This is a genomic window from Pseudovibrio sp. POLY-S9 (assembly GCF_001431305.1).
In the GTDB taxonomy this organism is placed as follows: Bacteria; Pseudomonadota; Alphaproteobacteria; order Rhizobiales; family Stappiaceae; genus Pseudovibrio.
This window is the reverse complement of the sequence record NZ_LCWX01000208.1, coordinates 1-273: the sequence shown is the minus strand read 5'-3', so window position 1 is coordinate 273 and position 273 is coordinate 1. Positions and strand designations below refer to the sequence as shown.

The window sequence follows — 273 nt, the reverse complement described above, 5'->3', positions numbered from 1 at the left end:
GAATGGCAGATCGCGTGGACGGTCAGGAGTTGGGATATAGTCGTCAACTGCAGCCATCAGCTCTACAATTTTGTCTTTGCCGATCGCGTCATCGCGGTCTTCAAGAGCAGCAAGTGCAGAACCAGCAATGATTGGAATATCATCGCCTGGGAATTCGTAGGAAGAAAGAAGTTCACGAACTTCCATTTCTACGAGTTCAAGCAGTTCTTCGTCGTCAACCTGGTCAACTTTGTTCATGAAGACAACCAGAGCAGGCACACCAACCTGACGAGC

At 49.1% G+C, this 273-nt stretch carries 1 protein-coding gene; it reads right to left on the bottom strand.

Translation table 11 applies throughout. From position 1 onward, the window contains the following. A partial coding sequence (locus PPL9_RS21010) for a GTP-binding protein (protein ID WP_244273434.1) occupies positions 1-273 on the bottom strand: 273 nt, incomplete at both ends.